Annotated in this window: 18 protein-coding genes and 2 pseudogenes; 12 read left to right on the forward strand and 8 right to left on the reverse strand. The window is 67.7% G+C overall.

All coding sequences use genetic code 11. From position 1 onward, the window contains the following. Nucleotides 1–27: 27 nt before the first annotated feature. Complete coding sequence (locus ACZ7PG_RS25605) at nt 28–1,380, reverse strand: sensor histidine kinase (protein WP_470241606.1); 1,353 nt, start codon at nt 1,378–1,380, stop codon at nt 28–30. Continuing rightward, a complete protein-coding gene (locus tag ACZ7PG_RS25610) occupies nt 1,373–2,050 on the reverse strand; it encodes a response regulator transcription factor (protein WP_470241607.1) in 678 nt (225 codons plus the stop codon). The genes ACZ7PG_RS25605 and ACZ7PG_RS25610 overlap by 8 nt, the downstream gene beginning before the upstream one ends. A 488-nt stretch (nt 2,051–2,538) precedes the next feature. Between ACZ7PG_RS25610 and ACZ7PG_RS25615 the strand changes: the two genes are divergently transcribed. The 4 genes from ACZ7PG_RS25615 (at nt 2,539) to ACZ7PG_RS25630 (ending at nt 8,989) form a co-directional block, all read left to right on the forward strand. Next, nucleotides 2,539–3,561, forward strand: a complete 1,023-nt coding sequence (locus tag ACZ7PG_RS25615) for an ABC transporter ATP-binding protein (protein WP_470241608.1) — start codon at nt 2,539–2,541, stop codon at nt 3,559–3,561. Next, a complete protein-coding gene (locus ACZ7PG_RS25620; protein ID WP_470241609.1) occupies nt 3,561–4,442 on the forward strand; it encodes an ABC transporter permease subunit in 882 nt (293 codons plus the stop codon). The genes ACZ7PG_RS25615 and ACZ7PG_RS25620 overlap by 1 nt, the downstream gene beginning before the upstream one ends. A gap of 97 nt (nt 4,443–4,539) precedes the next feature. Beyond that, a complete protein-coding gene (locus ACZ7PG_RS25625; RefSeq protein WP_470241610.1) occupies nt 4,540–8,295 on the forward strand; it encodes an ABC transporter ATP-binding protein in 3,756 nt (1,251 codons plus the stop codon). 190 nt (nt 8,296–8,485) lie between these two features. Further along, nucleotides 8,486–8,989, forward strand: coding sequence for a DUF4291 family protein (locus tag ACZ7PG_RS25630; protein WP_470241611.1), 504 nt, complete (start codon nt 8,486–8,488; stop codon nt 8,987–8,989). On the opposite strand, the gene ACZ7PG_RS25635 is transcribed toward ACZ7PG_RS25630, so the two are convergent. Beyond that, complete coding sequence (locus ACZ7PG_RS25635; protein WP_470241612.1) at nt 8,986–9,258, reverse strand: hypothetical protein; 273 nt, start codon at nt 9,256–9,258, stop codon at nt 8,986–8,988. The two genes, ACZ7PG_RS25630 and ACZ7PG_RS25635, sit on opposite strands and share 4 nt — an antisense overlap. Before the next feature lie 258 nt (nt 9,259–9,516). On the opposite strand from ACZ7PG_RS25635, the gene ACZ7PG_RS25640 reads away from it, so the two are divergent. The 7 genes and pseudogenes from ACZ7PG_RS25640 (at nt 9,517) to ACZ7PG_RS25670 (ending at nt 20,078) form a co-directional block, all read left to right on the forward strand. Further along, on the forward strand, nt 9,517–13,227 hold the full coding sequence (locus ACZ7PG_RS25640) for a multifunctional oxoglutarate decarboxylase/oxoglutarate dehydrogenase thiamine pyrophosphate-binding subunit/dihydrolipoyllysine-residue succinyltransferase subunit (protein ID WP_470241613.1): 3,711 nt from the start codon (nt 9,517–9,519) through the stop codon (nt 13,225–13,227). A gap of 137 nt (nt 13,228–13,364) precedes the next feature. After that, a complete protein-coding gene (locus ACZ7PG_RS25645; RefSeq protein ID WP_470241614.1) occupies nt 13,365–14,648 on the forward strand; it encodes an AAA family ATPase in 1,284 nt (427 codons plus the stop codon). Continuing rightward, nucleotides 14,645–15,595 (forward strand): hypothetical protein, encoded by a 951-nt coding sequence (locus ACZ7PG_RS25650; protein ID WP_470241615.1) that lies wholly within the window; start codon nt 14,645–14,647, stop codon nt 15,593–15,595. Before ACZ7PG_RS25645 ends, ACZ7PG_RS25650 begins: the two co-directional genes overlap by 4 nt. 11 nt (nt 15,596–15,606) lie before the next feature. Beyond that, a complete protein-coding gene (locus ACZ7PG_RS25655; RefSeq protein WP_470241616.1) occupies nt 15,607–17,262 on the forward strand; it encodes a DUF262 domain-containing protein in 1,656 nt (551 codons plus the stop codon). Between the two features lie 740 nt (nt 17,263–18,002). After that, nucleotides 18,003–18,404 (forward strand): annotated as a pseudogene (locus ACZ7PG_RS25660) (Lrp/AsnC family transcriptional regulator); the annotation flags it as partial. 184 nt (nt 18,405–18,588) lie between these two features. Then, nucleotides 18,589–19,107, forward strand: a complete 519-nt coding sequence (locus ACZ7PG_RS25665) for a GNAT family N-acetyltransferase (protein WP_470241617.1) — start codon at nt 18,589–18,591, stop codon at nt 19,105–19,107. Between the two features lie 11 nt (nt 19,108–19,118). Then, nucleotides 19,119–20,078: an LLM class flavin-dependent oxidoreductase gene (locus ACZ7PG_RS25670; protein ID WP_470241618.1), complete on the forward strand. Its 960-nt coding sequence runs from the start codon at nt 19,119–19,121 to the stop codon at nt 20,076–20,078. On the opposite strand, the pseudogene ACZ7PG_RS25675 reads toward ACZ7PG_RS25670, so the two are convergent. Next, nucleotides 20,075–20,451, reverse strand: a pseudogene (locus ACZ7PG_RS25675) (class I SAM-dependent methyltransferase); the annotation flags it as partial. The gene ACZ7PG_RS25670 and the pseudogene ACZ7PG_RS25675 overlap by 4 nt on opposite strands. Before the next feature lie 189 nt (nt 20,452–20,640). Here ACZ7PG_RS25675 and ACZ7PG_RS25680 point away from each other — a divergent pair. Beyond that, nucleotides 20,641–21,243, forward strand: coding sequence for a LysE family translocator (locus tag ACZ7PG_RS25680; RefSeq protein ID WP_470241619.1), 603 nt, complete (start codon nt 20,641–20,643; stop codon nt 21,241–21,243). Here ACZ7PG_RS25680 and ACZ7PG_RS25685 read toward each other — a convergent pair. Genes ACZ7PG_RS25685 through ACZ7PG_RS25700 form a run of 4 tightly spaced genes read right to left on the reverse strand, consistent with a single transcriptional unit; the run spans nt 21,240 to nt 24,554 of the window. Then, nucleotides 21,240–22,127, reverse strand: a complete 888-nt coding sequence (locus tag ACZ7PG_RS25685) for an ABC transporter substrate-binding protein (RefSeq protein WP_470241620.1) — start codon at nt 22,125–22,127, stop codon at nt 21,240–21,242. The two genes, ACZ7PG_RS25680 and ACZ7PG_RS25685, sit on opposite strands and share 4 nt — an antisense overlap. After that, complete coding sequence (locus ACZ7PG_RS25690) at nt 22,124–22,807, reverse strand: ABC transporter permease (RefSeq protein WP_470241621.1); 684 nt, start codon at nt 22,805–22,807, stop codon at nt 22,124–22,126. Before ACZ7PG_RS25690 ends, ACZ7PG_RS25685 begins: the two co-directional genes overlap by 4 nt. Further along, on the reverse strand, nt 22,804–23,472 hold the full coding sequence (locus ACZ7PG_RS25695; RefSeq protein ID WP_470241622.1) for an ABC transporter permease: 669 nt from the start codon (nt 23,470–23,472) through the stop codon (nt 22,804–22,806). The genes ACZ7PG_RS25690 and ACZ7PG_RS25695 overlap by 4 nt, the downstream gene beginning before the upstream one ends. Further along, nucleotides 23,469–24,554 (reverse strand): ABC transporter ATP-binding protein, encoded by a 1,086-nt coding sequence (locus ACZ7PG_RS25700; RefSeq protein WP_470241623.1) that lies wholly within the window; start codon nt 24,552–24,554, stop codon nt 23,469–23,471. Before ACZ7PG_RS25700 ends, ACZ7PG_RS25695 begins: the two co-directional genes overlap by 4 nt. Nucleotides 24,555–24,646: the final 92 nt, after the last annotated feature.

Genomic DNA, 24,646 nt, shown 5'->3' on the forward strand with positions numbered 1-24,646 from the left:
CGACGCTGAACCCGGCCTGAAGCCGGCTTAAGACGTCTTCAGCTCCGGGAGCCGGACGACGAACCGGCTGCCGCCTTCGACCGCGGCCGTGCCGCCGTGGGCGCGGGCGATGTCGGCGACGATCGCCAGGCCCAGCCCGGATCCGCCGTCGTCGCGGGCGCGGGCGTCGTCGAGGCGGACGAAACGGTCGAAGACGCGCTCGCGGTCCGCTTCGGGGATGCCGGGCCCGTCGTCGGTGACCGACAGCACCACCCATCCGTCCACAGCGGACACCTCGACGGCGACCCGGGACGCCGCGTGCCGCCGGGCGTTGTCGACGAGGTTGCGCAGGAGCCGTTCGAGCCGCGACCGGTGGCCGCGGACGACCGGCGCGCCGCGGATCTCGATCTCCGCCCGGCCGGCCGCGACCGTCTGGACCACTTCGGACAGTGGGACGGGTTCGAGGCGGTCCGGCCCGGCGTGGTCGAGCTTGCCGAGCAGCACCAGGTCGGCGACGAGGTCCTGCAGGCGGGTGACGTCGAGCAGCGCGTTCTCGCAGGAGTGCCGCCAGTCGAGCCGGTCGGGGTGGGCCAGCAGGACCTCGAGCTGCGTCCGCAGCGACGCGAGCGGGGTGCGCAGCTCGTGCGACGCGTCGGAGGTGAACCGGCTCTGCCGCGTCACGGCTTCGTCGAGCCGCGCGAGCATGGTGTTCATCGTCCCGGCGAGGCGCGCGATCTCGTCGCCGGTGCGCGGAGCCGGGACGCGGCGGCTCAGGTCGTGCGCGCCGATCTCGGCGACCTCGCCGCGGATGGCCTCGACCGGGCGCAGCGACCGGCGGACGGCTAGCCACGCGATGACGCCGATGAGCAGCGCGACCGCGGGGACGCCGGCCGTGAGCACGGTCCGGACGGAGTCGACGGCGGCTTGGCCCTCGGGGTCGATCTGGACGCCGGCGTAGACGTCGTACTTGCTGTCGCCACTGTCGGCGTGGACGACGTGCAGGGTGAGGTAGTCGTCGACGTCGCGCAGTTCGGGCCCGCAGCCGACGGACGCCTGGCTCGCGCGGTCGAACTCGTACGGCGCGAGCGTGACGTCGGTGTCGGAGGTGGCCAGGGTGGCGTCGCGCAGGACCGGGCACGACGCGACGCTCTTGCCGGCCTGGTCCTTGACCTCGTATATCGAGTCACGCACGAGCAGCGCCAGGTCGGCGGGCCGGGCGCCGGTGTTCAGGAGCTGGACGATGGCGTCGGCGTGGGCGTCGGCCAGCTGGGCGGCGGTGTTCCGGAGGCGGCCCTCCGCCTGGAGCACGAACCACACCGACACGGCGCCGAGCGCGACGGCCGAAGCGGCGAAGGCCGTCACGGCGACGCGGAACCGGGTGGAGCGGAGGAAGCTAGGCACCCGAGCCGACCACGTGGTAGCCGGCGCCGCGGACCGTCCGGATGGTCTCGGCGCCGAAGGGGACGTCGATCTTGCGCCGCAGCGCGCTGACGTGGACCTCGACGAGGTTGGCGGTCGCGGAGGCGGCGAAGTCCCAGAGGTTGTCGAGCAGCTCGGCTTTGGTGACGACCTGTCCCGGCCGTTGCATGAGGTAGGCGAGGAGGGCGAACTCCTTGCCGGTGAGGGTGATGTCGGTGGTGCCGCGCCGGCAGGTCCGGCCGGCCTGGTCGAGCTCGAGATCACCCAGTTTGAGGACCCCCGGCCGGGTGGCACCGCCCCGCCGGATGAGGGCGCGCAGCCGCGAGAGCAGGACGCCGTAGGAGAAGGGCTTGGGCAGGAAGTCGTCCGCGCCGGTGTCGAGGGCCTCGATCTCGTCGTCCTCGCCGTCTTTGGCGGTGAGCATGAGGATGGGGGTGGAGTCGCCCTGGTCCCGCAGCCGCCGGCAGACGCGATAACCGTTCAGGCCGGGCAGCATGATGTCGAGGATGATGGCGGAGTAGGGGTGCTCACCGGCGAGCCAGAGAGCATCCCGCCCGTTGTGGGCGACATCGACGGCATAGCCCTCGGCCCCGAGCCCGGCCCGCAGGGCTTCGGCCAGCCGCCGTTCATCTTCAACGAGCAAGATCCGCACCGCGCAACGATGCCACAAGACAAGCACCACCGAACGACGCAACCAGACACGCAACCAGACCACGCCACCGGGACAACGCTGGAAGCCGAGCCCGAGGCACCGTGGGGGTCCGGGGGCTCGGCCCCCGGGTAGAGGGGATGAGCCGACGCCGAGGAGGCGAAGCCCGAGGCGGAGACGAAGCGGCGACCCGCTCAACCAACCTGGGGGTCATTGGGAGCGGGCCGCCACTTACTAGCTTAGAGGTGTCCGGCGGACTTTGCTCCACCGGGTCGGCAAGTCGAATGAATTCTTTACCAAGTTGATCTGCCCCCAGGGTCACCCCAGCACCGAAACCTCAGGTCAGCGCCGTGCAACGCGCGCGGCCGCCCGCCGGATCCGGTAGCGGAACGTGACGAAGGTCGCTCTTCGCGGGTTCGGCCGTTCCGTGCGCGCGGGCGGCGCGGGTAGGGCAGGATGACGCCGCATCAGCGGGAACGTTAGGGGACGGTATGCACGACGGCAGTGGCCGGATTGTGGTGCAGAACCTGAGCAAGCAGTTCGGCGCGGTGAACGCGGTGCAGAACCTCAGTTTCACGGTCGAGCCGGGCTCGGTGACGGGCTTCCTGGGCCCGAACGGCGCCGGGAAGACGACGACGTTGCGCATGCTGCTCGGGTTGGTGACGCCCACGGCGGGGCAGGCGACGATCAACGGGCGGCCGCACTCGCAGCTGGGGAACCCGGCGCGGATCGTGGGCTCGGTGCTGGAGAACGAGGGTTTCCACCCGAGCCGGACGGCGCGCAACCACCTCCGTGTGTACGCGGCGGCCATCGGGGTGCCGGACCGGCGCGCGGACGAGGTGCTCGGCCTGGTGGGCCTGGGCAGCGCCGCGGACCGGAAGGCGGGCGGGTTCTCGCTCGGCATGCGGCAGCGGCTGGCGCTGGCGACGGCGTTGCTGGGTGACCCGCAGGTGCTGGTGCTGGACGAGCCGACGAACGGCCTCGACCCCGAAGGCATCCTGTGGCTGCGCAACTTCCTGCGCTCGTACGCGCGGGAGCAGCGGCGGACGGTGCTGGTCTCGAGCCACCTGCTCAACGAGGTCGAGCAGCTGATCGACCAGGTCGTGATCATCAGCCAGGGCGTCACGCGGTACTACGGCTCGCTCGACCAGCTGCGCAAGAGCCAGCAGTCGCGCGTGCTGGTGCAGCCGGCGGACCCGGGCGCGCTGGTGAAGGCGTTGCAGGAGAACGGCATCACCGCCGTCTCACCGACGCCGGACGGCCGGGTCGCGGTCGCCGGGTCGAGCGTCCAGCAGATCGGTGACATCGCCGCGAAGGCCGGCATCGCCGTCTACGGGATGCAGGAGGACCACGCCGACCTGGAGCGGATGTTCTTCCAGCTGACGCAGGGTCAGTACGCCGGCGGTCCCCAGGGTTATCCCCCGCAGCCGCAGTACCAGGGCCCGCCGCCGGGGTATCCGCCGACGGGTCCGCAGCAACAGCAGCAGCAGTACTGGGGAGGACCGCAGCAGTGATGGGCAACCTGATCAAAGCGGAGTTCCGCAAGACGCTCTCGCTGAACACGTGGTGGGTGCTGCTGATCCCGCTGGCGCTGGTGGCGTTCTGGCTGACGTTCGTCTGGGGCAGGATCACCAACGACTTCGCGGACTTCATCGGTTCGAGCGACGCGCGCGAGGTCGCGGGCGCGGTCGGCCTGGACGCGAGCAAGCTGCCGGTCGGGCTGCTGGCGTTCGCGCACGGCGTGAACATCGCGCAGCTGATCCCCGGCCTGTTCGGGGTCTTCGCGCTGGCCGGCGAATACCGCAGCAAGACGATCACGACGACCTTCCTGACCGCGCCGAACCGGATCGCGGCGCTCACCGCGAAGATGCTCACGTACGTGGCGTGGGGCGCGATCTACGGCCTGGTCAGCTTCGGCGTCTCGGCAGTCGCGGTGATGGTGTCGGTCGACGCCGGGCGATGGCCCAGCGCGGGTCAGTGGCTGGCCGCGCTCGGCGGGACGATCCTGGCCTCGGTGCTGGTGACGCTGTTCGGCATCGGGTTCGGCGCGGTGCTGCGCAACGTGCCGCTGGCGGTGGTGCTGTTCCTGGTGTGGTTCCTGATCGTCGAGAACGTCCTCGTCATCGCGCTCTGGGGCCCGGCCGACATCCTGGGCGGGATCCTGCCGAACGGCACCGCCAACGGGATCGTGGGCGGGATCGCGGCGGACGCGTTCGGGATCAACTCGCTCAACCTGCCCGGCGGCGTCGACCACTGGTCGGCACTGGGCCTGCAGCTCGCGGCGGGCGCGCCCGGCGTGATCTCGTGGTGGGCCTCGGCGTTGATCTTCTTCGCCTGGACGATGCTGTTCTTCGGCCTCGGCTGGGCGGGCAACCAGAAGCGCGACATCACCTGAGTTTCACCCGTCCGTGAAGGCCGTCTCGAAGTCTTCGAGGCGGCCTTCACGGCTTTCCGGGAAATATTTTGTCGGTGGCGGCGCTTAGTGTTGCAACGTGACCATCGCTCCGCCCCGCTCCCGTCAAGAGCTCCCACCCGCTGAGACCGTCGGCTGGGTCCGCCGGCTGTCCGCCGCGGCCTGGGAACACCGCGGCGTCGTCGTGCTCTCGCTGCTCGCCGCCGTCTTCAGCGTCGGCGTGCAGGCCGCGAGCCCGCTGCTGGTGCGCACGGCGGTCGACGACGCGGTCGCGGGGCGGACGGGCGCGCTGCCCGGGATCGCCGTCTTCCTGGTTTCGCTGCAGCTGGTCGCGTTCGCCACGGCGTTCCTGCGCCGGTACTTCGGCGGGAAGCTCGCCCTCGACGTCCAGCACGACCTGCGCCAGCGGGTCTTCAACGCGGTCTCGCGCCTCGACGGCGGCAAGCAGGACGCACTGCGCACCGGTCAGGTCGTCTCGCGGGCCATCTCCGACCTGCAGCTGGTCGTCGGCATCCTCATGCAGATCCCGCTCTCGTTCGGCTCGGTGATCTTCGCGCTGCTGTCGTTCGCGGCGATGCTGTGGATGTCGCCGGTGCTGACGCTGATCGCGCTGGTCGTCACACCCGCGGTCGGCGTCGTCATCGCCCGCAGCCGCAAGCGCCTGTTCCCGGCGACGTGGTCGGCGCAGCAGCGCGCGGCGGACGTCGCGCAGCAGGTCGAGGAGACCGTCACCGGCGTCCGCGTCGTGAAGGGCTTCGGACAGGAGGCGCGGGAGGTCTCGAAGCTCGAAGGGACCGCGCGCAAGCTGTTCGCGGAGCGGCTTCGCGCGGCGAAGCTGTCGGCAGTACCGACAGCGACCACCGCGGCCCTGCCCGCGGCCGGTCAGGTCGCCGTGCTCGGCATCGGCGGTGTCCTCGCGCTGAACGGCTCGATCACCCTGGGCACCTTCCTCGCCTTCGCGACCTACCTCGCGACGCTGATCGGCCCGGCCCGGATGCTGTCCGGCCTGGTCGTGCAGGCCCAGCTGACCCGCGCCGGCGCCGAGCGCGTGTACGAGCTGATCGACGCGCAACCCGAGGTCGTCGACTCCCCCGACGCGCGGCCGCTGCCGTCGGGGCCACTGGGCGTCGAGCTGGCCGACGTCCGGTTCGGCTACACGCGCAGCGACCCGGTACTGGCCGGGCTTTCGGTCACCGCGAACCCGGGCGAGACCCTCGCGCTGGTCGGCACCGCGGGCTCCGGGAAGTCGACGATCTCCTTGCTGCTGCCCCGGTTCTACGACGTCCACGCGGGCTCGGTGCGGGTCGGCGGCCTCGACGTCCGCGACATCCCCCTGCGGCAGCTGCGGCAGGCGATCGGCGTGGTGTTCGAGGAGGCGTTCCTGTTCTCCTCCTCGATCCGGGACAACATCGCGTACGGCCGGCCGGACGCGAGCGACGAGGAGATCGTCGCGGCCGCACGCGCCGCCGAAGCCGACGAGTTCATCCGCGCGCTGCCCGACGGCTACGACACGTTGGTCGGCGAGCGCGGGCTGACGCTCTCGGGTGGCCAGCGCCAGCGCCTCGGGCTGGCCAGGGCCCTGATCACCGACCCGCGGATCCTGATCCTGGACGACGCGACGTCGGCCATCGACACCGTCACCGAGGCGGCGATCCACGACACCCTGCGCTCGGTCACCGCGAGCCGCACGACGCTGCTGATCGCGCACCGGCGCTCGACCTTGGCGCTGGCCGACCGGATCGCGGTGCTGGACGAGGGCCGCGTCGTCGACGTCGGCACCGAGGACGAGCTGATGGCGCGCTGCCCGCTGTTCCGCGAGCTGGTCGCGGGCCCGGGCGACGACGTCGAGGAGAAGCACCGCTGCGAGGGCCTCGACCGCGGCCCCGCCGGGATCACGCAGGCGTTGTGGCCGCGGGACGAGAGCCGCGACGAGGTCGACGACCTCGCGGACGCGGCGCGCCTGCGCAGCGGCGACACGAACAGCAGCGGCTTCGTCGGCGGGGGCGGCGGCAGTGGCGGCCTGGACGTGCCGCCGACGCCGGAGCTGATCGAAGGCGTGCGCAAGCTCGCACCCGCCGTCGACGAGCCGCGGATGTCCGATGTGGACGTCACCGCGCCCGACCCCGGCTTCCGGCTGGCCCGGCTGCTGCGGCCGGTCCGCTGGCCGCTGGCGCTGGTGATCGGGCTGGTGGCGGCGGACGCGCTGGCGTCGATCGCGCTGCCCGGGCTCTACCAGTTCGGCGTCGACCACGGCGTCCGCGCGGGCGTGGAGTCGATGATCTGGCTGGCCGCCGGGATCGGCGCCCTCGTGATCGCGGCCGACTGGCTGGTGGTGTTCGCGCAGACGCGCCTGACCTCGCGGGTCGGCGAGACGGTGCTGTACGCGCTGCGCGTCCGCAGCTACGCGCACCTGCAGCGGCTCGGGCTCGACTACTACGAGCGGGAGCTGTCCGGGAAGATCATGACCCGGATGACGACGGACGTCGACGCGCTGTCGACGTTCCTGCAGACCGGCCTGGCCACGGCGGTGGTCAGCGCGCTGACGCTGGCCGGGATCACGGCGGCGCTGCTGGTCACCGACGCCGGGCTGGCGCTGTACGCGCTGGCGATGGTGCCGGTGCTGGCCGTCGCGACGGTGATCTTCCGGCGGGCGGCGTCGAAGGCGTACAACGAGGCCCGCGAGCGGGTCAGCCTCGTCAACGCGGACATGCAGGAGAACATGAGCGGCCTGCGCGTCGCCCAGGCGTACACGCGCGAAGACCGTTCCGCGGAGGCGTTCGCTTCGCGCAGCGACGACTACCGGCGCTCGCGGCTGCGGGCGCAGCGGTACGTCGCGACGTACTTCCCGCTGGTGGCGCTGATGTCCGACCTGGCGACGACGACCGTGCTGGTGGCGGGCGCGAACCGCGTCTCGGCCGGGACGCTGTCGGCCGGCGTGCTGCTCGGGTTCCTGCTGTACCTGCAGCAGTTCTTCTCCCCGATCCAGCAGCTGTCGTCGGTGTTCGACGGCTACCAGCAGGCCCGCGTCGGCCTGAACCGGATCGGCGACCTGCTGCGGACGCCGACGTCGGTGCCGGCGGCGGAGAACGCCGTCGCGACGCCGTCACGGCTGCGGGGCGAGGTGTCGTTCAAGGAGGTCGACTTCTCCTACACCGGCGCGGAGACGCCGGCGCTCGCGGAGTTCTCGCTGGACGTCGCGGCCGGCGAGACGATCGCGCTGGTCGGCGCGACCGGCGCGGGCAAGTCGACGGCGGTGAAGCTGGTGGCGCGCTACTACGACGTCACCGGCGGCGAGGTCCGGATCGACGGCACGGACGTCCGCGAGTACGAGCTCGCCGGGCTGCGGCGCCGGATGGGCGTGGTGCCGCAGGAGGCGCACCTGTTCTCGGGAACGGTGGCGGACAACGTCCGCTACGGCCGCCCGGCGGCGACCGACGCGGAGGTGGAGGCGGCGGTCCGCGCGGTGGGCGCGTTCGACGGCGTCGCGGCCCTGCCGGCGGGCTTCCTGCAGCCGGTGGGCGAGCGCGGCCGGTCACTGTCGGCGGGGCAGCGTCAGCTGGTGGCGCTGGCCCGGGCGGAGCTGGTGGACCCGGACGTCTTGCTCCTCGACGAGGCGACGGCGGCCCTGGACCCCTCGACGGAGGCGGCGGTGTTGCGCGCGACGGAGACGGTGTCCCGCCGCCGCACGACGTTCGTGGTGGCCCACCGCCTGGCGACGGCGGCCCGCGCGGACCGCATCGTGGTCCTGGACCACGGCCGCATCGCGGAGACGGGAACGCACGAGGAGCTCCTGGCGGCGAACGGCCTCTACGCCCGCCTCTGGTCCCTCGGCTGACGTGCGCAAACGGGCATCACGCGTGATCAGGAAGGCATCACGCGTGATTGAGCGGGCATCGCGCTGATGCCCGCGGGATCACGCGTGATGCCCCTCCAGTCACGCGTGATGCCCCGCTGAGCACGGGCGATGCCCTCTTGCGCACGAAAGTCCGTGGCCGGGCGGCCGGCGCGCTGGGAGCATGGCGGGCATGTTCGAAGAGAAGCGGGTCCCCGACCGGCAGGTGCGAGCTGCGCAGACCGAGACGACGGTCCGCGTCTACCAGGCGTGCTCACCGGCCGTCGCCGACGCCGCGCTCGAGAAGCAGACCTTCGGGGAGCCGGACGGCACCGTCTGGCTCGACCCGTCCTTCCGCCTGGCCGCCTACCACAGCGGCAACGGGAGCAAGCCCGGCCACGAGCGCGTCCTGGCCGTCGACCTCACGCGCGAGGGCTTCGAGTGGGCCCTCTCGCACGAGGGTCCGGTGCTCATCCAGTGGGACGCCGAGCGAGATCTCGACCACACGCCGCTGAACTTCCAAGCTGTCCGCCTCGGTCTCACCGGCGAAGCCCTCGACCGCTACGCCGGCGGGTGGATCACCGCCGTCACCGACGTCACCCCGGTCGTCCGGGACATCTCCGGCCTGCTCGCCACCGACCAGCTGCACAAGGCGGTCAAGCTCGTCCCCCACGAACCGCCGTACCCGCTCGGCTAAGGCAGCGCCCGCCACTTCAGGGCGCCCAGCCCCGCCGCCTCGACGTCCGGCTGGGAGGCCCACCTGACCGTCCCCGGGCGGACGTGGACGCCGGCTCCGACCAGCCAGTCCGGCTCGTCGGGCTCGACCCACTCCATCTCCTCGAAGTCGGCCAGCGTCGGCCAGACCGCCTGGCACGAGTCGCAGCGCAGCACGACCTTGCCGGACTCCGTCACCAGCGGCCGCACCAGGCCCTGGTCCCAGAACGAAGGACATTCGACCAGCCACATCCCTCCAGTGGAACCCGGCGCGGTGAACGTCCCCGAACCGCGGGACGAACCGGAGGACAAGAGCCCGCGAACCCTGTACCGGGTACAGCGCTTAAGGTTCCCTTAGCACATCTTGATCGAGTCAGTGACCGATCCCCTAGTGCGCCACGCCTCACACAGGCCGGTTCCATCACATCGCGGTCACCGAGGGGGTTAGCCTGGTAGGCGCATCAGCGGATTCATGATCGAGATCGAGACGGATAGAGGCGAGCCCCAGCCGTGTCCAGCAGCAGCCCTGCGTCACAATTCGGCCCCAACGAGTGGCTGGTCGAGGAGATGTACGACCAGTTCCTCGCCGACCCTTCCTCAGTCGATGCCGCGTGGCACGACTTCTTCGCGGACTTCAAGCCGACGCAGAACGCGCAGGCCAAGGCGGACAACGCCCGGCAGCAGGCCGAAGCCAAGCCGGCCACCAACGGCCAGGCCGCCCAGCCGTCGCCGAAGGCCGTGCAGAACGCGGAGTCGGCGGCCAAGCAGGCGTCGACCAAGCCGGCCCCCGCGAAGGCGGCCCCCGCGAAGCCGGAGCCGAAGGCCGCGCCGAAGCCGGCCGCCGCCAAGGCGGAGCCGAAGGCCGAAGCGAAGAAGGACGAGCCGGAGTCGAAGCAGCTGCGCGGCGCCGCGGCCGCCATCGCGAAGAACATGGACGCCTCGCTGAGCGTCCCCACCGCGACGAGCGTGCGCGCGGTCCCGGCCAAGCTGATGGCCGACAACCGCATCGTCATCAACAACCATCTCAAGCGCACCCGCGGCGGCAAGATCTCCTTCACGCACCTCATCGGCTACGCCATGGTGCGGGCGCTGAAGAACTACCCGAACATGAACCGGCACTACCAGGTCATCGACGGGAAGCCGTTCGCGATCACGCCGGAGCACGTCAACTTCGGGCTCGCGATCGACATGAAGGGCAAGGACAACTCCCGCACGCTCGTCGTGGCTTCGGTCAAGGGCTGCGAAGACATGTCCTTCCTGCAGTTCTGGCAGGCCTACGAGGACATCGTCAAGAAGGCCCGCAACAACAAGCTCACCGCGGACGACTTCGCCGGCACCACGATCTCGCTGACCAACCCGGGCGGCATCGGCACCAACCACTCCGTGCCGCGTCTGCAGGCCGGCCAGGGCGCCATCATCGGCGTCGGCGCCATGCAGTACCCGGCGGCGTTCGAGGGCACCAGCGAGAAGACGCTGGTCGACCTCGCCATCAGCAAGATCATGACGCTGACCTCGACGTACGACCACCGCATCATCCAGGGCGCGGAGTCCGGCGAGTTCCTCAAGCGCATCCACCAGCTGCTGCTCGGTGAAGACGGCTTCTACGACGACGTCTTCACCAGCCTGCGCCTGCCGTACGAGCCGATCCGCTGGGTCGCCGACATCCCCGAGGGCCCGGTCGACAAGACCGCCCGCGTGATCGAGCTCATCGACGCGTTCCGGATGCGCGGCCACCTGATGGCCGACACCGACCCGCTGAACTACCGCCAGCGCAGCCACGCCGACCTGGACGTCCTGTCCCACGGCCTGACGCTCTGGGACCTCGACCGCGAGTTCCCGGTCGGCGGCTTCGCCGGCCAGGAGCGGATGAAGCTGCGCGACATCCTGGGCGTGCTGCGCAACTCGTACTGCCGCACGGTCGGCATCGAGTACACCCACATCCTCGACCCCGAGGAGCGCCGCTGGATCCAGGAGCGCGTCGAGATCCCGCACGAGAAGCCGGACCCCGCGGTCCAGAAGTACGTGCTCTCGAAGCTGAACGCCGCCGAGGCGTTCGAGACGTTCCTGCAGACCAAGTACGTCGGCCAGAAGCGCTTCTCGCTCGAAGGCGGCGAGACGGCGATCCCGCTGCTCGACACGCTGCTCGACAAGGCCGCCGAGCACGAGCTCGACGAGGTCGTCATCGGCATGCCGCACCGCGGCCGGCTGAACGTCCTGGCCAACATCGTCGGCAAGCCGATCAGCCAGATCTTCCAGGAGTTCGAGGGCAACCTCGACCCGGGCCAGGCGCACGGCTCCGGTGACGTGAAGTACCACCTCGGTGCCGAGGGCAAGTACTTCCGCATGTTCGGTGACGGCGAGACGAAGGTCTCGCTGACGGCGAACCCGTCGCACCTGGAGACCGTCGACCCGGTCCTCGAGGGCATCGTCCGCGCGAAGCAGGACCTCCTCGACAAGGGCGGCGAGGGCTACACCGTGCTGCCGGTCCTGATGCACGGCGACGCGGCCTTCGCGGGCCAGGGCGTCGTCGCCGAGACGCTGAACCTGTCGCTGCTGCGCGGGTACCGCACCGGCGGCACCGTGCACGTGGTCGTCAACAACCAGGTCGGCTTCACGACCGCGCCGGAGCACTCGCGCTCGTCGCAGTACGCCACCGACGTCGCGAAGATGATCGGTTCGCCGATCTTCCACGTGAACGGCGACGACCCGGAGGCCGCGCACTGGGTGGCCAAGCTGGCGGTCGAGTACCGGCAGGCGTTCCACAAGGACGTCGTCATCGACCTGATCTGCTACCGCCGCCGCGGCCACAACGAGGGCGACGACCCCTCGATGACGCAGCCGGCGATGTACGACATCATCGACACGAAGCGTTCGGTGCGGAAGACCTACACCGAGTCGCTGATCGGCCGTGGTGACATCTCCGTCGAAGAGGCCGAGGCCGCGCTGCGCGACTTCTCGAGCCAGCTGGAGCACGTCTTCAACGAGGTCCGGGAGCTGGAGAAGCACCCGGCGAAGGCGTCCCCCTCGGTCGAGGAGGAGCAGCAGGTCCCGGCGAAGGTGTCGACGGCGATCTCGAGCGAGACGCTGGAGCACATCGGCGACGCGTTCGTGAACGTGCCGGAGGGCTTCACGCCGCACCCGCGCGTCAAGCCGGTCATGGAGCGCCGCCACAAGATGTCGCGCGAGGGCGACATCGACTGGGCGTTCGGCGAGCTGCTCGCGTTCGGGTCGCTGGCACTGGAAGGCCGGCTCATCCGGCTGTCCGGCCAGGACTCGCGCCGCGGCACGTTCACCCAGCGGCATTCGGTGTTCATCGACCGCAAGACCGGCCAGGAGTACTCGCCGCTGCAGAACCTGGCCGACGGCCAGGGCCGCGTGATGATCTACGACTCGGCGCTGTCGGAGTACGCGGCCGTCGGTTTCGAGTACGGCTACTCGGTGGCGAACCCCGAGTCGCTGGTGATGTGGGAAGCGCAGTTCGGTGACTTCGTCAACGGCGCGCAGACCGTCATCGACGAGTACATCTCCTCGGGCGAGGCCAAGTGGGGCCAGCGCTCGGACGTCGTGCTGCTGCTGCCGCACGGCCAGGAGGGCCAGGGCCCGGACCACACGTCGGGCCGCATCGAGCGCTTCCTCTCGCTGTGCGCGGAGGGCTCGATGACGGTGGCGGTGCCGTCGACCCCGGCGAACTACTTCCACCTGCTGCGCCGGCACGCCCTCGACGGTATCCAGCGCCCGCTGGTCGTCTTCACGCCGAAGTCGATGCTGCGCAACAAGGCGGCGACCTCGGCGACCGACGACTTCACCGGCCAGTCCCGGTTCATGTCGGTCATCGACGACGTGACGCCGGACCCGGCGAAGATCCGCAAGGTGCTGCTGACCTCCGGGAAGCTGTACTGGGAGCTGATCGCGGAGCGGACGAAGCGCGAGGCGGACGACGTCGCGATCGTGCGGATCGAGCAGAACTACCCGCTGCCGAAGAAGAAGCTGGTGGCGGCGCTGGAGCGCTACACGAACGCGTCGCAGGTCGTGTGGGTCCAGGAGGAGCCGGAGAACCAGGGCGCGTGGCCGTTCTTCGGCCTGAACCTGCCCCGGAAGTTCCCGGAGCTGCTCTCGGGCCTGCAGGTCGTGTCGCGCCGCCCGATGGCGGCGCCGTCGGCCGGCTCGTCGAAGGTGCACGAGGTGGAGCAGAAGGCGCTCATCTCGAAGGCGTTCGACTGATCGCTTGAGCACGACGAAGGCCTCCTTACCGGCGCTTGGAGCCGGTAAGGAGGCCTTCATGGCGTTCGGGGACAACTTGACAATCCGTGAGGACGCTCGCCAATACACGGAGCGTGATGCGCGCTACAGTGTGCAGCGTGCCCCTCACCAGGATGGCTTTGAGCAACTACCGATCTTTTGCCAGCCAGCAGACCCTTGATCTGCGAAAAATCACGTGTCTCTTCGGCCGCAACAACTCTGGTAAGAGCGCCTTGACGCGAGCGCCGCTCGTCGTAGCCACCGGCATGACGACCGATTCATCGGCCCCGTTGGACCTCGATCTCTTGGGCGACGATATCGTCGACTCTTTTTTGGATCTAATCCACGGACACCGCCCTCACGGCAGCCTTGGCATCGAGCTCGGCCTCAGCGACGATTCGTCGCCCGAGATCAAACTGGCAACGAAAATCCAGAACATCGACGAGTACCACACTCAGGTAATCAGCTCACTAGAACTGACAGCAATGGACAAGATGTTCAAGCTGACCTGGGAGGGAACCGACTCCCCTGAGAGCGCGTCACTGTATTCCGTCGAAGGTCCCGATCAGACTACCGCACACGGGGTCGCTGTCGAATTCCAGGGCCTACTGCCGATCCGAGTAGATACCGACCGCTTGCCAGAATCTGAGAAAGCCCGCCTGATCACCTTGAGCAAGCAAGCACGGGAACGACTCGACAAGATTCGCTACATTGGACCATTCAGAGATCGACCCGCCCGTTTCTATCGACTTCCGGCAAGAATGCCGGACTTTGTCGGCAAGAGCGGCGAGTACACTGCCGGAATTTTGGCCAGTGACCTGCGGCGAAATCAAGGCGGCCTGATCACGTTTATCAATGAATACTTTCAGAGCACCCTGCCGGATTGGTCTATAAACGCAGTCGATCGCGCCGGTTTGTATACCATCATCCTGCAGTCGAAGACAGATCCTGCACTGCAGGTCAATATCGTCGACACCGGCACCGGAATTGCGCAAGCTCTCCCGATCTTCGTGCAACGAGCCCTAGATATTTATTCACCTTCAACCTTTCCGGTTTTGGAAATAGTCGAGCAACCTGAACTGCACTTGCATCCCGGAGCACACGGAACTCTGGCCGACCTATACTTGGATGCGATCACAAAGACCAAGACGCGCTTTGTCATCGAGACTCATAGCGAGACATTTCTTCTTCGCCTTCGACGCAGGGTCGCAGAAGGAAAAGTGAATCCGGATGATCTATCCATCTACTTCATCGAGAACCTGGACGGATCCAGTACGGCTCGCCGCATCAATATCGACGAAGACGGCAACCTGGACTTCTGGCCCGCAGGGGTCTTCTCGGAAGACTACGACGAGACACGACACCTCGCGCAGGCACAGCTCGCACGCTCAAGGCGGGCATGATGCGAATCCATATTTGCGCAACAGCATTTGAACAGCCCGGATCCGCGAACCAACTGATCAACCTCTTCACTTGGTTCGCAGAAGGACGCCACACCTGGACCCCCGAAGAGGCGAGCATTAATTCAGCTCGAGAATACTTCGAAATTCATGCCCCCTTCTTTGCGGGCACCTCCAGTGAACTTGCACGAAAAGCCCTGGTTGCTTCCACATGGTCCACCCCAATCTCTCAACCAATAGTAGTCGCAGAAAAGACCAACCTCGCCGAGGTCGTAGAAGATCTAGGAAGACCAGCGGTGATCGTCGTCGAAGATTTACTCAATGACGGCAGATTCATCAAGACAATGGCACGCGTGTTCCAGTACCCGGACATCTCCGCAGCGCTTATCAAGAATTGGATTGTTGTACGCCATTCTGGCGGAGAGCGCCTTGAAGTAGTTGCCAAAGCCGAACGGCAGCTGTACAGGCTACATGTACGCGTCTTCGCCCTTCTCGACAGCGACCGGTGGGCCCCCGACGAACGAACAAAGAGTCACCAAAAGGCAGAACGACTCCAAAAAGATGGGTTGACGGTTCATGTTCTTGAGCTACGGGAGGCCGAGAACTACGCGCCAAACAAGGTGCTCGCAACCTGCGGAAACAGAAAAGAGACATCGCGCAAAATTGCAGCGCTAAAATCCCTATCTGGTCAGCAACGCGGATATTACGATATGAAACATGGGTTTGGCAACCCTGAATTTCCAACCAAAATCCGATCCGAGCAAACTGAACTCTACCGGAATATCTCCAAATCAGACTTGGATCGATTACGTGGCGGATTCGGTACAGGCGTTCTTCAAAAGCTCGAATCAATCTCAGAACATTTAACCTCGAAAGAGTTCGAGCGACCGACCCTCGACGTCGCCACGGAGATGCGAGCAATGCTGTCGAAGATCCGATCAATTATCTGAAAGGCCTTAAAATGACGGATACGGAAACTCCGACCACGGTCAAGCCGGAAATTATGCTGCTCGAGAACCTACTTGACGAAATAAAGAGCGGCAGGCTACGCGTACCCAAATTCCAAAGGCCCTTTGTTTGGCGACCAGAACAGATGACAGATCTCTTCGACAGCATCGATAGGTCATACCCGATCGGCAGCCTGCTGATCTGGGAGACGAATCTACCGCTTGCCAGCCTGGACAGGATCGCCGATTTCGCAGTTCCGCCACCACCAACCGATGGACGAGTATCGTACCTTCTGGACGGCCACCAGCGGCTTTCGACTCTGTATGGCTGCCTACGAAGGAGCCAAACCACTCCCAGTGGCACCGAACAGAGCGCATGGATGTGGGAAGTTTACCGAGCCCTCGGGGAACGAACGGACAGAAACCAATTTCGCCATTGGAAGAAGCCAACGCCTCCGCCGGAAAACTACTTGCCAATGCGCTCGATTCTTCGAACCATGGACTTCTTGAGTTTCGCACGGCAGCTCGAGGAATCGGTGAAGTTCGCCGAAAACCTCTCTGCCATGATCGATGAAGCAGAGAAGTTGGCGCAGCGTTTCAAATCCTTCCAAATGGCCGCAGTCCGCCTGATAGGCGGAGACCTGAAACAGGCCGTAAAGGTCTTCTCTCGACTGAACAGCAGTGGACAGTCGATGACTCCCGATCAAATGGTCTCGGCTCTGACTTACAAGAACGATGATAGCGAAAGCTTAGCCGATCGCATCAATACAATTCAGGAAAGTGTTGCATCGACTGGCTTTGGCCCGGTTCCGTCGATGACAATTTTTCGAGCAATTCTCGCGGCCGCCGGAGAAGAAGACGTACAAGAGGCTCGCTGGGAAGTTCTCGCTGATCGAGTTCGCGAAGGACTTGCCGAGTATGTCGACGCCACGGAGACGGCGCTACAGAAGGCCGTCAGATTCCTTCGCATCACCGTCGGCGTACCCCTCGCTCGACTGGTTCCATACAACGCACAGATAATGCTACTGGCGTCATTCTTCCACACATGCCCGAACCCTTCGACAGCGAAACTGCAGACTCTGATTGAGTGGTTCTGGAGCACGTCATGGTCCGGATATTTTGCCGGCGCCAATACCACGCAGATCAAGCTAGCCTTGCAAGAAATGAAGAATTTTGCGTCTGAAAACGGCGATCTTGATCTGGCGGACCAGGTCGCACGACCATTCCCCGATCGATTCGACATGCGAAGCGCAAGAGTTCGCTCTTTTATGATCTGGGAACTTCAAGAATTCAACAATCGCCTGGATGTCGACGGGAACAAGATCGATGCCATCCAATTGCTGGCTCAGTCCGACACGAGCGCATACCGTCACATCATGACTCGCGGCGAGGACGTCTCAAGTCCGGCAAATAGGATTATTCTGCCAACCAATCCTGGCATTTCAACCAAGGGCGCATTGCTGGAGTTAGCGAACATGGCCGACACTACAGCACTTCGCAGTCACGGTATCCCATCTACTGCCATTCAAAAGCTAAAACGCGGCGATAACGTCGGGTTCATCAGGGAGCGTGCACAGTTCCTGGCACGAGAAGAACGCAATTTTATGAGCAAGTTCTCCGTAGTCCCTCCTGAACGTATTTCAGCCGAGACGGATATCGATACGGAGTAGTTCGATGCTTGCGTAAGGGTGCCTCCATCTCTCCGAAGGAGGCACCCTTAGACTTCAACCCCGTTCGTCGACACCGTCAGCAAAGCCGCCTGGCTGCGCCGCGGCGCGGTACTAGCTTTCGGGGACTACCCGACCGACAGCACGACATGCCTGCGACTCGCGTACGAGTCTGCCGACAAAGTCCAGGAGCGTGTTACAGCCAAGTCGGCCTGCGCGATCTACCCTGCGCTAGGAGTCCATGTGACGACGTTCATATCGGACCAACTGCGCCGGCCACCTCCTTCGGGTCTAATCGCAAATATCGGTGCATGCACGCGCTCGGGCACTCGGCCATCGACCGACAGAGCTTGTAGTTCGCCGTTCCAGAAGGTCGAGCGAGGTCGTCGACAAGTCGACCGAGAGCGCCGTGCTCAACACCGTCAAAGTGGCGAATCACAGCTGGTTCGTGACCGGCAGCAGGCCCCCTATATCCCACCGCCACTGCCGACGTCCGAGTCCAAGTAATCGATGGCCCAGGAGAAGAGTCGGTTCCATCGGCGTGGCACTCCCGGCTCAGCCGACTCCGCCAGGTTGGCGCGCTGCGGCTGCAACGCTCGACGTAGCAGCCCTGTTCGTCGGCGACCGAGACGGCCGCGATCACCTGTCGAACCGCCCTCCACACCGTGGGGCACGGCCGCTGTCATATTTGACGTTATCCACCTTCGCCGTCTTGCCGACCCGCTGCTCGTCGTGCTGAACGCATGACACCCGGCGGCCTGGAGCCGCTGGACCAGTCGATCGTCCAGGAACTCGCGGCCGACGGGCGGCGCAGCTTCACCGACCTCGCCGAGCGGGTCGGACTGTCGGTGTCGGCGGTGCACCAGCGGGTGCGCCGCCTCGAGCAGCGCGGGGTCATCCTCGGCTACACCGCGCGGCTCGACGGCGAGCAGATCGGCCTGCCGCTGACGGCGCTGATCTCGCTGACGCCCAACGACCCGGGGGCGCCGGACGACTACCCGCAGCGGATCCAGCACATCAAGGAGATCGAGTCGTGCTACTCCGTGGCCGGCGACGAGTCCTACATGGAGCCGGGCATGGCCTTCAGTGTCGAGCCGGGCATCTACCAGCCGGGCCGCTGGGGCGCCCGGATCGAGGACATCGTGATCGTCACCGCCGACGGTGTCGAGTCGGTCAACGACCAGCCGCACGAGCTGTCGACTTGGCTCACCTTCGCGTATCGGGCGACCGCGCTCGAACCGGGCTGTTTCGTCTCAGGCAAGGACGCTGTCAAAGCGGCTACCCGAAACTGATTGCCGATCGATGGCGGTTCGGGGCAAGGTGGCGGGCATGCTCACCCGCCGCGAGACGCCCGCCGACCGGACCACCGTGTACGCGATCCACAGCGAGGCGTTCCGGCGCGAACCCGGCGTCACCCCGGTCGAGGCGCCGCTGGTGGACGAGCTGCGCGCGGACGGCGACCTGCTCGACGCGCTGTCGCTGGTGGCCGTGTGCGACGGCGAGCTCGCCGGGCACGTGTGCTGCAGCCGGGCCCGCGTCGGCGACGACACGACGTCGGCCGTCGGGCTGGGGCCGCTCGGCGTGCGGCCCGGGCACCAGGCCGCCGGCGTCGGATCGGGGCTGATGCACGCGGTGCTCGGCGCGGCGGACGCGCTCGGGTACGGCGTCGTCGTCCTGCTCGGCGACCCGGCGTACTACGGCCGGTTCGGCTTCGTCACGGCGTCGACGCTCTCGATCGCGGCCCCGGATCCGGCCTGGGGCAAGCACTTCCAGGCCCGCACGCTCACCGGCTACAAACCCACGCAGGCGGGCGCGTTCGAGTACGCGCCCGCGTTCTCCCGGATCTGAGGAGCCTCCGCATGTACGCACCGACCTCGTCCGTCGGCGTCCGGATCAACCGCGAGCAGCCCCCGGCCAAGCTGGTCGAGCTGGCGCGCCAGGCGGAGGCCGCGGGTCTCGACGAGGTCTGGCTGGTCGAGGACTGCTTCTGGGCCGCCGGGATCGCGACGGTGGCGACGGCGCTCGCGGTGACGTCGACGATCAAGGTGGGCATCGGCGTTCTACCGGCGGTGGCCCGCAACCCGGCGATCGCGGCGATGGAGCTGGCGGCGCTGGCGGAGCTGCACCCGGGCCGGCTGATCGGCGGGCTGGGCCACGGGGTGGCGTCGTGGATGCGCCAGATCGGCGCGTACCCGGCTTCGCAGCTGGCGGCGTTGGAGGAGACACTGGTGGCGGTGCGCCGCCTGCTGGCGGGCGACCGGGTCTCGATGACGGGCAAGCACGTCAACCTCGACGAGGTGGAGCTGGTGTTCCCGCCGGCGGTCGTGCCGCCGGTGCTGGCCGGGGTACGCCGCCCGAAGTCCCTGGCGGTGGCGGGGACGTCCGCGGACGGGACGATCTTGGCCGAGCCGTCACCGCCGGAGTTCGTGCGGACGGCGTTGGAGGGGATCGGCGAGGCTCCGGGACACGTGGTGGTGACGTACAACTGGCTGGCGCTGGGCGATCCCTCGCGGGCCCGGTTGACCGTGGCGGAGTCGTTGACGCCGGGGGCGCGCGTGCAGGTCGAGGGGTTGCCGTTCGCCGCGGAGCTGCTGGAGCTGGTCGACTCGGCGTCCACTGTGGACGAACTGGCGGCCGCGCTGGATCCATCGTGGCTCTCGCGGCTCGCGGTCTGCGGGGATCTCGACCAGTGCGTGGCCTCGGTGCGTGCGCTGCACGAGGCCGGGAGCGGGTCGGTGGTGCTGCTGCCGCTGCCGGAGGAGCCACCGGAGCGAGGGATCGAGGACGCCGGCCGAGTCGCGGCGGCCTTGCGCGGTTAAACGGCCTCGAGGACGAAGAACAGGAAGGCCCCGGACGGGAACTTCGCCAGCTCATCGGGGAAGAGTTCGCGAGCTTCCGGCGCGAACGGCGGTTCGCTGACGACGGCGGTGCGGAACCCGGCCGCAGGTGAAGGCCGCCGGGCTTGAGCACGCGCCGGATTTCGGCGAGCGGCGCGGTCCAGTCCTCCAAGTAGTGCAGGACCAGGGCCGCGACGACGTCGTCGAAAGCGTCGTCGGGGTACGGCAGCGGGTCGCCCAAGTCGACGACTCGCAGGTCCGCGCCGTCACCGAGCCGCAGATGACCCACCGAGAACAGCCGCGAGATCACCGACGTCCGCGACAACCTGCGCTTGAAGCCGGTCGCCGCAGCACCGATTATCCACAGCCCGCCCGTGATGTGGACAACCTGGCCCGCCGACAGCTGTTCGGGGCTTGTTGTCGGGCGCCCCCGATACACTGGACCCGGGGACGCCCCCCGGAGAGGGCGGGGGCTGTGTGGGGTCTCGGAATCCGGCGCCGAAAACAAGTTCGTCCAGCCAGGCTCGCGTGTCAGGATCGGCCCATGCCGGTCGATCCGCACCTCCTCCTGGCCTTCGTCCTCACCACCGTCGTCGCGATGGTCACGCCGGGCCCGGACATGCTCTTCATCCTCGGCTGCGGCATGCGCGGCGGCCCGAAAGCCGGGCTGCTCGCCACCGCCGGGGTCGCCACCAGCGAAGCCGTTCACGTCGTCGTCGCCGCGGCGGGGCTCGCCGCCCTCTTCGCCGCCGTTCCCGTCGCCTTCACTGTCGTCAGGATCGCCGGCGCCGCCTACCTGATCCACCTCGGCGTCCAGGCCATCCGGAACCGGAAGCCGCTCGTCGAACGCAAGAGTGACCGCGCCTACCTGAGCGGGCTGCTAACCAATCTGCTCAACCCGAAGATGGTCACCTTCACCATCGCGTTCCTCCCGCAGTTCATCGACCCCGCACGCGGGCACGTCTGGCTGCAGTTCGCGGTCCTCGGCGCCGTCATGATCGTGTTCGAGTTCCTCGTCGACGGCGCCGTCGGCGTGCTCGCCGGCCGGGTCGGCGGGTGGGTGCGCCGGAAGAAGAACCAGCGGCGGATCGAGGTCGCCACCGGTGGCATCTTCATCGGCCTCGGGGTGAAGCTCGCCCTGGACTAGGACTTCAGGTTGTTGCGCGCCAGGAAGTCCTCGGCGATGTCCAGGGGGTTGCGCTTCTTCTCGGTGAACTCGACGTTCAACTGCGTCAGCTGCTCGGTCGTCAGCGCCGCCGAGACGCGGTTCAGCGCGGCCGCCTCGGAAGGCGACAACGTCCCTCGCGCCACCAGGGGGACGATGTTCTGCGCCGGGAACATGTTCTTGTCGTCGGCCAGCGGGACGAACCCGTTCGCCGCGATCGTCGACGATGTGCTGAACAGGTCCGCCACCTGGACGTCGCCCGACTTCAACGCCGCCACCGTCACCGGGCCGCCCGTGTCGGTCGTGCGGATCTCCTTGAACTCGCAGCCGTACAGCGACTTGATCTTGTCCTTCCAGCGGCTGCTCCACTGGCCCGGCCCGCCGAACACCAGCTCACCGCAGCGCTTCCCCAGGTCGGAGAACGTCTTCACGCCCGAGGCCGCCAGCTGCGCGCCGACGACCAGGAGGTCCTTGTCCTCGGCCGGTGCCTGGTCCAGGACCTCGAACCCGGCCGGGACCTTCTGGCGCAGCTGCGCGTAGACGTCCTGGGACGTCGTCGCGGACGTCTCCTTGTCGAAGTACCGCAACAGGTTCCCGCTGTAGTCCGGCACCACCGACAGCGACTTGTCCTGCAGTGCCTTGACGACGACCTCGCGGCTGCCCACCGGCGGCCGCACCGTCACGTTCGTGGCACCGGCGTTGCGAAGCGCGCCGGCGTAGATCTGGGCCAGCAGCAGGCTTTCCCCGACGTCGGACGCGCCGATGATGATGTCGCCGGAAGCACCGCCCTCGCCGCCGCCCGCGAGCGGGTTGCCGCAACCGGCCAGCAGGACCAGAGCAGCGGCCAGCAGACCCAGGCGCTTCATGCCGTCACCTTCTTCACGGCCGCCGCGAGCCGGACGCCCCGCGGCACCAAAGCGCGGTTCAGCAACGAGAACAGGAGGTCGAGCACGACGGCCAGCAACGTCGTCAGCAGCGCGCCCGCGATCACCTCCGGATAGTCCAAAATGGCCAGTCCGTCGAGCAGGAACCGTCCCAGGCCACCGAGTCCGACGTACGCGGCCACCGCGGCGGTCGCGACGAGCTGGAGCACGGCGTTGCGGATCCCGCCCAGGACGAGCGGCAGCGAGATCGGCACCTCGACCTTCCAGAGCCGCTGCCAGCCGGTCATCCCGATGCCCTGCGCGGCGTCGACCACGCCGTGGTCGGTCGCCTGCAGTCCGGCGTACGTGCCGGCCAGGATCGGCGGGACGGCCAGCACGACGAGCCCGATGATCGTCGAGGTGACGCTCTCGGTGAAGAGCAGGAACAGGAACGTCACAAGCCCCAGCGTCGGCAGCGCGCGGATCGCGTTGCCCGCACTCACCAACGCGACGCCGCCGCGTCCCGTGTGGCCGACGAACAGTCCTAACGGGACAGCGATGACCAGCGCGATCACCAGCGACAACGCGGTGTAGCCGAGGTGCTCCAGCAGCCGTTGCGGGATGCCGTCCGGGCCCGACCAGTGCGCGGGGTCGCCGAACCAGTCGAAGAGTCCGGTGATCATGCGGCAGTCACCCGTTCCCACGGCGTCAGGAGATTTCGGATCCCCACCAGGATCAGGTCGACGACCAGCGCCAGCACCAGCGTCAGCACGATGCCGACGACGATCGGCGAGAAGTACTCGCGCTGGAAGCCGTCGGTGAACAGCACGCCGAGGCCGCCGGTGCCGATCAGCGCGCCGACGCTGACCAGGCTGATGTTGCTCACCGACGCCACCCGCACGCCGGCCGCGAGCACCGGCACGGACAGCGGCAGCTCGACGGCGAAGAACTTGCGCACCGGCTTGTAGCCGACGGCGGTCGCCGCGGCGATCACCGACGGCGCCACCGCGTCGAGCGCGTCGAGCACCGGGCGGACCAGCAGCGCCGTGGTGTAGATCGTCAGCGCGACGACGACGTTGATGCTGTCCAGGATCTTCGAGCCGATCAGGCCGGGGATGACGACGAACAGTGCCAGCGACGGGATCGTGTACAGCAGGTTGGCCAGCACCATGAGCACCGACCGCGCCGGCTGCCAGCGGTGGCCGAGCCAGCCCGCCGCGATCGCGAGGACGATGCCCAGGACCAGCGGAAGCAGCGCCAGGTAGACGTGATCGCCCAGGTCCCCGAGGACTTCGGCGCGCGTGTTCCCGCTGCTCAGGTACTGCCCGAGCTCGTCGAAGAAGCTCATGACGCCTGGGGCGTCGCCTCGATCACGTCCAGTACCTGTCTCGCGACGACGCCGCCGAGCACGCGGTGGTCTTCGTCGACGACCACGCCGAGGCTGGCGGGCGAGGACAGCGCGGCGTCGAGCGCGCCGCGGATCGGCGTCCCGTGGATCCACAGTGAACCGCCGGCGACGAGGTCGTCTTCGGACAGCGCGCCGTCCACGGAGGTGTTCGGCCGCAGCCAGCCGCGGGGTTGCTTGTCGGCGTTGACGCCGAGGCGCCAGCCGTCGCTCGCCGGCACCGGGGAGCCGATCTCGACCAGCTCGATCTCCTTCACCTCGACGCCGTCGGCGGAGAGGAAGGACAGGCCGCGGTAACCGCGGTCGCGGCCGACGAACGACGCGACGAAGTCGTCCACCGGGTGGCGCAGCACGTCGGCGGGGGTGCCGTACTGGGCGAGCTTGCCGCCGACGCGCATCACCGCGACCTTGTCGCCGAGCCGGACGGCCTCGTCGATGTCGTGGGTGACGAACACGATCGTCTTGCCCAGCTGCGACTGCAGCCGCAGCAGCTCGTTCTGGAGGTCTTCGCGCACGATCGGGTCGACGGCGGAGAACGGCTCGTCCATCAGCAGCACCGGCGAGTCCGCGGCGAGCGCGCGGGCGACGCCGACGCGCTGCTGCTGGCCGCCAGAGAGCTGCGCCGGGTAGCGCTTGCCGACCTCGACCGGCAGGCCGATGGTCTCGAGCAGCTCGGCGGCCCGCTTGCGCGCCTTCGCCTTGTCCCAGCCGGACAGCAGGGGCACGGTGGCGATGTTGTCCAGGACCGTCCTATGTGGAAAGAGGCCGGCGTGCTGGATGACGTAGCCGATGCCGCGGCGCAGCAGCGCCGGGTCACCCTCGGCGACGTCCTTGCCGTCGAGCAGCACCTGGCCGCCGGTGGGCTCGATCATCCGGTTGATCATCCGCAGCGAGGTCGTCTTGCCGCAGCCGGACGGGCCGACGAACACGGTGATCGTGCCGTCCTCGACCGTCAGGTTCAGCTTGTCGACGGCGACCGTCCCATCGGGATACTGCTTGGTCACGTCGCGGAATTCGATCGTCACTTGCCCACTCCCCATGTCAGGTGCAATCGACCGTAGCCGAGTTGGCGACGGTTGGCACGGCGTTCCGGCAGGTGGTGACTAGGCTCGGAGCC

The organism is Amycolatopsis sp. NPDC114504 (assembly GCF_055633595.1).

Coding starts and splice junctions, on each gene's coding strand:
- ACZ7PG_RS25615 (WP_470241608.1), top strand. CDS start 2,539: ATGCACGACGGCAGTGGCCGGATTGTGGTGCAGAACCTGAGCAAGCAG.
- ACZ7PG_RS25620 (WP_470241609.1), top strand. CDS start 3,561: ATGGGCAACCTGATCAAAGCGGAGTTCCGCAAGACGCTCTCGCTGAAC.
- ACZ7PG_RS25630 (WP_470241611.1), top strand. CDS start 8,486: ATGTTCGAAGAGAAGCGGGTCCCCGACCGGCAGGTGCGAGCTGCGCAG.
- ACZ7PG_RS25635 (WP_470241612.1), bottom strand. CDS start 9,258: ATGTGGCTGGTCGAATGTCCTTCGTTCTGGGACCAGGGCCTGGTGCGG.
- ACZ7PG_RS25650 (WP_470241615.1), top strand. CDS start 14,645: ATGATGCGAATCCATATTTGCGCAACAGCATTTGAACAGCCCGGATCC.
- ACZ7PG_RS25655 (WP_470241616.1), top strand. CDS start 15,607: ATGACGGATACGGAAACTCCGACCACGGTCAAGCCGGAAATTATGCTG.
- ACZ7PG_RS25665 (WP_470241617.1), top strand. CDS start 18,589: ATGCTCACCCGCCGCGAGACGCCCGCCGACCGGACCACCGTGTACGCG.
- ACZ7PG_RS25670 (WP_470241618.1), top strand. CDS start 19,119: ATGTACGCACCGACCTCGTCCGTCGGCGTCCGGATCAACCGCGAGCAG.
- ACZ7PG_RS25680 (WP_470241619.1), top strand. CDS start 20,641: ATGCCGGTCGATCCGCACCTCCTCCTGGCCTTCGTCCTCACCACCGTC.
- ACZ7PG_RS25685 (WP_470241620.1), bottom strand. CDS start 22,127: ATGAAGCGCCTGGGTCTGCTGGCCGCTGCTCTGGTCCTGCTGGCCGGT.
- ACZ7PG_RS25690 (WP_470241621.1), bottom strand. CDS start 22,807: ATGATCACCGGACTCTTCGACTGGTTCGGCGACCCCGCGCACTGGTCG.
- ACZ7PG_RS25695 (WP_470241622.1), bottom strand. CDS start 23,472: ATGAGCTTCTTCGACGAGCTCGGGCAGTACCTGAGCAGCGGGAACACG.